This window comes from Blautia sp. XA-2221, assembly GCF_028767025.1.
In the GTDB taxonomy this organism is placed as follows: Bacteria; Bacillota; Clostridia; order Lachnospirales; family Lachnospiraceae; genus Blautia_A.
The window spans coordinates 106,713-115,387 of sequence record NZ_JAJQXX010000009.1; the positions used below are offsets into that span (position 1 = coordinate 106,713).

An 8,675-nucleotide genomic window follows, 5' to 3' on the forward strand; every position below is an offset into this window, starting at 1 on the left:
TATGTATACAAAAGAAAGTGTTGAAACATTTCTGAAAGAGCAGGGCAGACTGTATGATGAACCGGTGGCAGAAAGCTATGAGGAGGCAGAAGAATTTCTTGAGGACTGCATGGCTGTTGAGGTAAAAACCTTAAAAGAGGTACGTCGTTATCTGGACGAAACAGGAGCAGATATTGAGGGAATGACAGATGAGGAGCTGAAGGAGGCAAGCGAAGTGTTTGCGCTGCCTTCCGGAAGCTACCTGATCGTAGAGGGATAGGAATACAGAATAAGAAACGGGAGAGCACTGAGGAAAAACGGTCAGAGCTCTCCTGTTTTGTTAAATAAAGATCATCCATGTAAGAAAAAATGTGCTATGATATATGACAGTGAAAAATAAAGGCGGATTTTCTGCCTGTAGGGAGGAACAGATGATATGTTGGAATTAAGAAACATCAGTTTCCAGGTGCCTGATGAAAAAACAAGAAACGCAAAAAAAATCGGAATTTTAAATGATGTAAGTCTGACCCTGGAAGATAACCAGTTTGTGGTAATCACCGGACCAAACGGCGGAGGAAAGTCTACCCTGGCAAAAATCATTGCCGGGATTGAAAAGCCCACATCCGGTCAGATACTTTTTGATGGACAGGATATTACGGATATGAGTATTACAGACAGGGCAAAGCTGGGAATCAGCTATGCTTTTCAGCAGCCGGTGCGCTTTAAAGGGGTGACAGTCTTTGATCTTCTCCGTCTGGCAGCAGGAAAAGAAATCTCTGTAGCCGGAGCCTGTGAATATCTTTCAAAGGTTGGTTTATGTGCAAAAGATTATATCCGCAGAGAAGTGAACGGAAGTCTCTCGGGCGGTGAGATCAAAAGGATTGAGATTGCAACGATCCTGGCACGAAAAACAAGAGTGTCTGTTTTTGATGAACCGGAGGCAGGGATTGATCTCTGGAGTTTTCAGAATTTGATTCAGGTTTTTGAGGAAATGCATGAACAGCTTCACGGCTCCATTCTGATCATTTCACATCAGGAACGCATTTTGAATATTGCAGATCAGATCATTCTGATCGCAGATGGAAAACTGGTGAAAAAAGGAACAAAGGAAGAGATTCTTCCGGAACTTCTGGGAACAGCAAATGCAGCGCCATCCTGTGATAAGGCTGCAAATCGTAAATAAAGGGGAGAGTGAGAAAAATGGACGCAATACAGAGAGAACTGCTGATGCAGGTAACCGGACTTCATGAGATCCCTGCAGGAGCTTATAATATCCGTTCCAATGGACAGAGTATTAACAGAAAAAGTACAGAAAATATAGAAATTATCAGTAAACCTGACAAAAGCGGTATTGAGATCCATATTAAACCGGGAACAAAAAAAGAAAGTGTTCATATTCCGGTGATCATGAGCCAGTCCGGTCTTGAGGAAATGGTTTACAATGACTTTTATGTAGGGGAGGACGCAGATGTTACGATTATTGCCGGCTGCGGGATACACAACGGAGGGGATGCCTCCAGTCGGCATGACGGGATCCACAGATTTTTTATCGGCAAAAATGCTCATGTAAAGTATGTAGAAAAACACTACGGAAGCGGAAACGGAAGTGGAGAGCGGATTATGAACCCTGTAACCGAGATCAGTCTGGACGAGGACAGCTTTATGGAAATGGAAACCGTCCAGATCAGAGGCGTGGATTCTACAAAGAGAGAAAACAAAGCACATTTGAAATCCGGTGCAAAGCTGGTGGTAATGGAGCGTCTGATGACTCACGGAAAACAGAAGGCAGAAAGCTGGTTTGACGTGCAGCTTGACGGGGAAGATTCCTCTGCAAATATTGTTTCCCGTTCTGTGGCAAGAGATGAATCCTGGCAGCTGTTCCAGTCCCACATCAGTGGTAACACTCGATGCAGCGGACATACGGAATGCGATGCGATTATTATGGAAAATGCAAAGATCAGTGCAGTTCCTCAGCTTACAGCCAATCATGTGGATGCGGCTCTGATCCATGAAGCTGCCATTGGAAAAATTGCCGGAGAGCAGCTTGTTAAGCTGATGACGCTGGGGCTTACGGAAGAAGAAGCAGAGGAGCAGATCATCAGCGGATTCTTAAAATAAAAATGTTTATCAGATGAAAAAATAAAAATGACCGGAGAAAAAATGCAGGCAGCTGCAGGTTTTGTTATTGTCCACATCGTATTTCAAGCAGGGCGCTGTAAGTGGACAGTGACAGTTTCTCCGGCTTTTTTCCAGGTAAAACAGAAATTACATGGCTGTTTCCGGATATGATATAATGGCTGTACAGGAAATAAAAGACACGGAAGTATGTCTTTGCTTACAGCAGGATAATTCCTGTAAAAAGTCCATGACTCCGGTAAAAATGGGCATAATAGAAAAGTAACAGAAAGCAGAAAAGGAGGATGACTTATGAGAGCAAAAAGAATTGCAGCAATCATCATGTCTGTTTTTATGGTGTTGTCCCTTCTTCCATCAGCTGTTTTTGCGGCAGCGGTTTCCACTTTGGAAGGGCAGGTTAAAATCAGCGGAAATGCAACTCCGGGAACGACTCTCAGTGTTGATCTGAAAGGAGTAAAACCGGAAGGAATATCAGCGGACAGCGTCAGTTATGTGTGGTCCAGAAAGGCTGCATCTGATACAGAAAACAGGAACCTTACAGAACTCAGCAGGGAAAAAACATATTCTGTGACACAGGATGATGTGGGATCGAAGATCCTGCTGACAATTACCGGACTGGAAGAGAAAGGTTATACCGGAAGCCTGAAAGCAGAAACCGCAGAGATAAAAGCAGTTTCTCAGGAACCTGAACAGACAGAAGAGAACGGCAGTCAGGAAGAAGCTGAAGCTCTGCCGGAGGAACCGTCTCAGGAAAGTACCGGACAGCCGGTTCAGGAAGAAAACAAGGATGAGATTGCGGAAGAATCCGGAAAAGAATCCGGAAGTGAATCTGTAGACAGTATCCCGCCGGCACAGGAAGACACAGCTGTGCAGGAAGAACAACAGGACAGTGAACCGGAGGATGCTTTAAATGAAGGCGAAATTCTCACACCGGTCGATCCGTCGGATGAGGAGAACGGCGAGGCCGGAAGTGAGTCTGTGGACGGAATTCCACCTGCACAGGAAGATGAAGAAATAGTTCCGGAAGAGGGCGGACAGGAAATTCCTTCTGATACAGAAGAGCAGATTTTCAGCGCAGAAGTGATCACAGAGGATGGAGCAGGAGTCCTGGATTTTGGCATTCTTCCGGTGGGAGAAACAGCAGACGGAACAACGAAGAGTGTAACAGTAAGGAACACGGGAACAGAGCCACTGCATTTTCTGGAAAACACTCCGGAGCATTTTGCGGTACAGGACATTCATGAACCCCTTGAACCCGGAGCAGAGGCAGTGCTTTGGGTATCGCCAAGGCAGGGAACCGTAGCGGGAACCTATGAAGATACCATTGCATATCAGACAGAGGAAGGCACAGAGGTTTCCTTTACAGCAAGAATGGTTCTGACTGATTCAGAGAAACCTGAAATTCCTGAAGGATCTGCACTGACTGCTGATCTGGAGTCTTTGGGATTCACCACACAGGATGCTCAGAAGGTGGTGATCACCAATCATTCCTCCGAAGATATCACAGTTGAGGTGTTAACAGAGGCAGGAAAGGTGATTGCCGATCCAGGTACAGCAGTTGTACCGGCAGGAGGAAATTCCGAGTTCACTGTGATTCCGGCTGAGGATCTGGAAACAGATAAAGATTATCAGGATGTTTTATCTTTTACAGATATTAACAACAGCAATAATACAGTGTCGATACCGGTGAAACTGAATATTCCTGCAGAGAAGCCGCAGGGCGGCAGTGATGTTGTTGCAGACACCGATGTGGTAGATTTTGGTGGAGTGATCGAAGGATATACGGAAGCTCCGGCAGAAAAATCTGTGACACTGACTAACCAGGGTACGGAAGAAGCTAGTCTTTCACAGCCGGCAAGTGAGAATGGGGATTTTAAATTCTTTGATGTTGTTCTTGTGGATCAGAAGATTGCGGCAGGAGGAAATACTGCGGTGATCATACGGCCAAGAACCGGACTGGCGGCAGGAACCTATAAAGAGAGTTTTGCAGTCATGGACGAAATCTCAGGAAAGAAGGTTCAGATAACAGCGAACCTGACAGTTGAGGCTGTAAATCACAGTCTGAGCGCAGCGCCTTCCGAACTGGATTTTGCATCAGCAAAAAAAGGATACGGACAGATAAAGGCTCAGCAGGTTACTGTTACAAATAATGGAAATGCTTCTGAGACACTGGCGCAGCCTGTGGGAAAAAACTTTGAAGTAAGTAAAGCAGATGTTTCGGCCCTGACTCTGAAGCCGGGAGATTCTGTAAGTTTTACTGTAAGACCAAAGAACGGACTTGATGTAAATACTTATCAGGAAAACATAGAGATTGCTTCTGAAAATACAAAAGCAGGCTTTAAGGCAGCTTTTCGTGTGATTAAAGGAAATGCTTCTCTGATCAAGATCCAGGCTCCGGCCGATATCACAGGACTGAAAAACGGAACAAAGAAGGACGCAAAATCTCTGAAGCTTCCGTCAGTGATTGTAATTGAAACAAGTTCAGGAAATATGAATGCGGAAGTGTCCTGGGATGTTAAGAACTGCAGTTATGATCCGACCAGAACAGAAGCGCAGAACTTCCGTGTTCAGGGAACTGTGAAACTTCCAAAAGGCGTTGATAATGATAAAAATCTGAAACTTGTAACAAGTGTAAAGGTCAGCGTGAAAGCGTATACTCCAAAAACTGTATCTGCAGATCAGAATAAGATCACAGGAATCGAATATAAGGGAGTATATACTACACAATCCAGAATTTCTTTTACTGCAGTAGGCGCGGGAATGGATAATGCATCACCGGGAAAAGGAGATACCAGATATCTTCCTTTAAGCTGGACTGTGATCAATACAAACAACTGGGACGCAGCTCCGTATACTGCTACTTTTGGATTGGCTGAGAGTGGCGATTACACACTGAAGGTTAAGTTCCAGCTTCAGACTTATGACGGAAAAACCTGGAAGGGAACGGAATCCTATGATACAAAGTCAGTACTATTTACGATTTCCAAGGCAAAGGTTACTGCGCCGGGACAGAACCTTACCCCTGCAGCAAACCGCAAAAATTCAGTAAAAACAGGAGATGATTCACCAATTGCTGTTTTTGTGGTAATTCTCGTAGTAGCTGCAGCAGCCATTGCAGGCGTGATTATTTACCGTAAAAAGAAATAAAAAGTTACAAAATAAAATTACTAGCACTCATTCGAAATGAGTGCTAGTTTTTTCTTGACTTTTATGAGAAAGGGTATTACTATATATCACAGAAATGAAAAACAAAGGAGTGTGGAATACATGGCTGTAAAGCATGGTAACTTATCAATTAACAGTGACAACATTTTTCCTATTATAAAAAAGTGGCTTTATTCAGATCATGATATTTTTGTGCGCGAGCTTGTATCAAACGGATGCGATGCGATTACCAAGCTGAAAAAGCTGGAGGTAATGGGAGAATATAGTTTCCCGGAAAACTATAAACCCGCAATTCAGGTAACCGTTGATTCTGAAAAAAAGACCCTGAAATTTACTGATAACGGTATTGGTATGACCGCAGATGAGGTGGAGGAATACATTACTCAGATTGCCTTTTCCGGCGCTACAGAATTTCTGGAAAAATATAAAGACAAAACAACAGACGATCAGATGATCGGACATTTTGGTCTGGGATTTTACTCTGCTTTTATGGTGGCAGATGAAGTGCATATTGATACTCTGTCTTATAAAGAAGGATCTGTTCCGGTTCACTGGACCTGCGATGGTGGAACAGAATATGATATTCAGGATGGAAATAAAGATACAGTAGGTACAGAGATCACTCTGTTTCTGAATGAAGAGAGCCTGGAATTCTGTAATGAATACCGTATGCGTGAGGTTCTTGAAAAATACTGTTCTTTTATGCCTGTAAATATTTATCTGGCAAAAGAAAATGCAGAGCAGGAATATGAGACAATTGACGAAGCTGATTTAAGAGATGATGATGTTGTTGTTGAGCATATTCACGAAGAGGCAAAAACAGAGGAAAAAGAAAATGATAAAGGAGAAAAGGAAACAGTAGAAATTTCTCCGGCAAGAGACCGCGTAAAGATCAACAAACGTCCGGTTTCTTTAAGCGATCCTCAGCCGCTCTGGATGAAACATCCGAATGAATGTACAGACGAAGAATATAAAGAGTTTTACCGTAAGGTATTTATGGATTATAAAGAGCCGTTGTTCTGGATTCACCTGAACATGGATTATCCTTTTAATCTGAAAGGAATTCTGTATTTCCCGAAGATCAATACAGAGTATGATTCCATTGAGGGAACTATTAAACTTTATAACAACCAGGTATTTATTGCAGATAATATTAAAGAAGTGATCCCTGAATTCCTTCTTCTTCTGAAAGGTGTGATCGACTGCCCGGATCTTCCGCTGAACGTATCAAGAAGTGCACTTCAGAATGATGGATTTGTTCAGAAGATTTCTGAATATATTGCGAAAAAAGTAGCTGACAAGCTGACTGGAATGTGTAAGACAGACCGTGAATCTTACGAAAAATACTGGGATGATATCAGTCCGTTCATTAAATTTGGATGCATTAAAGACTCAAAATTTGCAGACAAACTTCATGACTATATTCTGTTTAAAGACCTGGACAACAAATATCTTACATTGAAAGACTGTATAGAGGCAAACAGGAAAGAAGAGGCAGAGCATACTGAGGAAGAGGCTCGGGAGAATACAGAAGAAAATAAGGATGAGAAAGAACTGGAAAAGACAACTGTCTTTTATGTGACAGATCCGGTACAGCAGAGCCAGTATATCAATATGTTTAAAGAAGCTGGAAAGAATGCAGTTATTCTTTCTCATAATATTGATACTGCCTTTATTTCTCACCTTGAACAGAGAGACCAGGAACTTCAGTTTAAGAGAATTGACGCAGATCTGACAGAAGAGCTGAAAGGAGAAGGGGCTGCAGATGAAGATACAGCCAAGACTCTGACAGAGCTTTTCCGTAAAAATCTGAATAAAGAAAAACTGGAAGTAAAAGTAGAAAGTCTGAAAAATGAAGCAGTATCTGCAATGATGATGCTCTCTGAAGAAAGCCGTCGTATGCAGGATATGATGAAAATGTATAATATGTACGGAATGGATCCGGGAATGTTTGGTGGTCAGGAAACACTTGTTTTAAATATTAACCATCCTCTGGTGAAGTTCCTTGCAGAAAATCAGGAGTCTGAACATGCGGCCGTTATCTGTGAACAGCTTTATGATCTGGCAATGATCAGCCATAAACAGCTTTCACCTGATGAAATGACAAAATTTGTTCAGAGAAGCAATGATATTTTAATGTTGCTGACAAAATAAATCGAAATGAATGTGAGCGAAATCCCGGTACCTGAAAAGGCAACCGGGATTTTTGAGTTTTCTAAAAGACAAAAGACTATTCTTTTATGAAAAAATAGAGCAATAATCACGAAGAAATAAGCACAAAATGTTCTAATAGAGCGAAAAATATAAAATTATATATTATTTTGATACAAAAGACAAAAAATTAATATTGACAAATTGCTCTGTGATTCTTATGCTAGACAAGTATGTCCAAACAAGGTTTTGTCGAAGAATCTCGAAAAAATATGAGAATTTCTTTTTCTTTCGAAGTCCCACGAGTTATTTATGAAAAGGGAAAAAGTAGAAAAAATGTCGTATAGTATATAGAAGAAAAAGAAAATTTGAAATAAATTTCAGAGGAGAACGAAATGAGGAAAGTATACCATTTAATCAGGCAGATGGGAGTAACATCAAAATACAAAGGATATTATTTTGTGGCAGATGCTGTGAAGCTGTCCATGGAGACAGCCGGATATCCCTTGAGAATTACCAAGGATGTATATCCGCCGCTAGCAAGAAAATATAAGTCTACTCCAAACAATATTGAACATGATATCCGTACGGTGGTTAATGTCTGTTGGTCTGCGAACAAAGATCAAATGGATAGGATTGCCGGATATCCTCTGAGCTACAAGCCTACAAACAGTGAATTTGTAGATATGCTGGCATTTTATCTCAGTGCAGATGAGAGATAGTGGATAAAAAATGTGTATTACAGGACCTCGCAGTCAATGCCAAGACAGCGGAAAAAGTTCTGAACAGCAGCGTCCCAAAGCTGTTCGGCGCGTTTGTCCATGGAAAAGTATGTTTGGGCAATCCCTGTAGTACACAAAAGCATATTGTTTTTATACTGTATAATGAAAGAAAAACTGCTGACAGCGGAAAAAAGATCAGATTCCTTTTCTTCAAAAATAGAGAAAAACTGTTCCGGTGAAAGCTGAAATACAATTTTAAATTGCAGCGGGGTCCGTTTCCCGCGTATGATTGAAAAGCAAAAAGGTTTTATTTCTTTCCATGCAGAATAAACAGTCCCCTTTTGGGTCAGGATATTCTGTGTATCGGTATCAAAAAACTCTTTATTTATCTTCCCGTCTATGGAAAAAGTATTGAAGGTTGTGACAGAAACTTCTGCCATGGGAAAATGATCAAAGGTTTCCCCGATCAGAAGTCGGTTCATAAATCCTTTGACATCGTTGATTTTCAGTGCAAGCATATTC

General features: G+C 41.7%; 7 protein-coding genes. 6 read left to right on the forward strand and 1 reads right to left on the reverse strand.

Features of this window, described 5'->3' with window-relative positions; translation table 11 throughout:
• The first annotated feature begins 1 nt into the window (after nt 1).
• The 6 genes from LU279_RS09180 (at nt 2) to LU279_RS09205 (ending at nt 8,153) form a co-directional block, all read left to right on the forward strand.
• Nucleotides 2-259, forward strand: a complete 258-nt coding sequence (locus LU279_RS09180; protein WP_330684624.1) for a glyoxalase — start codon at nt 2-4, stop codon at nt 257-259.
• 156 nt (nt 260-415) lie between these two features.
• Nucleotides 416-1,162: an ABC transporter ATP-binding protein gene (locus LU279_RS09185; protein WP_274422243.1), complete on the forward strand. Its 747-nt coding sequence runs from the start codon at nt 416-418 to the stop codon at nt 1,160-1,162.
• 17 nt (nt 1,163-1,179) lie between these two features.
• Nucleotides 1,180-2,097, forward strand: a complete 918-nt coding sequence (locus tag LU279_RS09190) for a SufB/SufD family protein (RefSeq protein WP_274422244.1) — start codon at nt 1,180-1,182, stop codon at nt 2,095-2,097.
• Nucleotides 2,098-2,406: 309 nt separating this feature from the next.
• Complete coding sequence (locus LU279_RS09195) at nt 2,407-5,262, forward strand: hypothetical protein (RefSeq protein ID WP_274422245.1); 2,856 nt, start codon at nt 2,407-2,409, stop codon at nt 5,260-5,262.
• A gap of 120 nt (nt 5,263-5,382) precedes the next feature.
• The gene (htpG, locus tag LU279_RS09200; RefSeq protein WP_274422246.1) at nt 5,383-7,434 is read left to right on the forward strand and encodes a molecular chaperone HtpG; all 2,052 of its coding nucleotides are present in this window, start codon (nt 5,383-5,385) and stop codon (nt 7,432-7,434) included.
• A 392-nt stretch (nt 7,435-7,826) separates the two neighbouring features.
• Nucleotides 7,827-8,153 carry a sporulation initiation factor Spo0A C-terminal domain-containing protein gene (locus tag LU279_RS09205; RefSeq protein WP_274422247.1) on the forward strand — a complete coding sequence of 109 codons (327 nt, stop codon included), beginning with the start codon at nt 7,827-7,829 and terminating at the stop codon, nt 8,151-8,153.
• A gap of 17 nt (nt 8,154-8,170) precedes the next feature.
• Here LU279_RS09205 and LU279_RS09210 read toward each other — a convergent pair.
• On the reverse strand, nt 8,171-8,675 hold a 505-nt coding region (locus LU279_RS09210; protein WP_330684625.1), incomplete at its 5' end, for a DUF5721 family protein.

Coding starts and splice junctions, on each gene's coding strand:
- LU279_RS09180 (WP_330684624.1), top strand. CDS start 2: ATGTATACAAAAGAAAGTGTTGAAACATTTCTGAAAGAGCAGGGCAGA.
- LU279_RS09185 (WP_274422243.1), top strand. CDS start 416: ATGTTGGAATTAAGAAACATCAGTTTCCAGGTGCCTGATGAAAAAACA.
- LU279_RS09190 (WP_274422244.1), top strand. CDS start 1,180: ATGGACGCAATACAGAGAGAACTGCTGATGCAGGTAACCGGACTTCAT.
- LU279_RS09195 (WP_274422245.1), top strand. CDS start 2,407: ATGAGAGCAAAAAGAATTGCAGCAATCATCATGTCTGTTTTTATGGTG.
- htpG (WP_274422246.1), top strand. CDS start 5,383: ATGGCTGTAAAGCATGGTAACTTATCAATTAACAGTGACAACATTTTT.
- LU279_RS09205 (WP_274422247.1), top strand. CDS start 7,827: ATGAGGAAAGTATACCATTTAATCAGGCAGATGGGAGTAACATCAAAA.